At 58.6% G+C, this 654-nt stretch carries 1 protein-coding gene; it reads right to left on the reverse strand.

Annotated elements, in window-relative coordinates:
- Nucleotides 1-635, reverse strand: a 635-nt coding sequence (mamM, locus tag A6A05_RS05660; protein WP_082910730.1) for a magnetosome biogenesis CDF transporter MamM, incomplete at its 3' end; no start/stop codon positions are given.
- Between the last annotated feature and the right edge of the window lie 19 nt (nucleotides 636-654).

Genomic DNA, 654 nt, shown 5'->3' on the forward strand with positions numbered 1-654 from the left:
GTGTGATCCATTAGCCCACGATAGGCATCCATGAAGACGACCTTACCCAGCAGAAGCAGGTCGATGGTCTCCCACAGAGCCACCGCCGGATCAATCCAGGGCATATTGAGATAATGGGCGCCGATGATGCCCAGCGCGACCGCGCCCGAGGCGGTGGCGTCGCCATGGTGATGCTTGGCCATGGTCTTGATGATAGGGCTGTTAGTCTCAATGGCGACACAGCGGGAATAGAAATACATGCCCACATTGACGCCGACCGAAACCAGCGCCGCCCACAGCACGATCAGATGTGGCGTCCGGTGCAGGCTCTCATCCAACAGGATCTGGACGGCATGGACCAGCAGGTAGCCGGTCATACCGATGAAGACCACGCTGACCACCATGGACAGGATGAATTCGACCTTGCCATGGCCGTAGGGATGCTCGGCATCCAGCGGCTTGCTGGAAATGGTGGTCCCGATGATCACCATCAGGGCGTTCAGCATGTCCTTCAACGAATACATCGCATCGGCGAGCATGGCCTGCGATCCACCGATCAGGCCGACAAACGCCTTCATTACCATGAGCACGGTATTCACCGCCAGGCCAACCCAGCCGATGCTCCTGCTGCAGACCGCGCAACCGCTCTTCCTCATCCTTACCTACTCCAAAGCC

The sequence above is a fragment of the Magnetospirillum moscoviense genome (genome assembly GCF_001650635.1).
Lineage (GTDB): Bacteria > Pseudomonadota > Alphaproteobacteria > Rhodospirillales > Magnetospirillaceae > Magnetospirillum > Magnetospirillum moscoviense.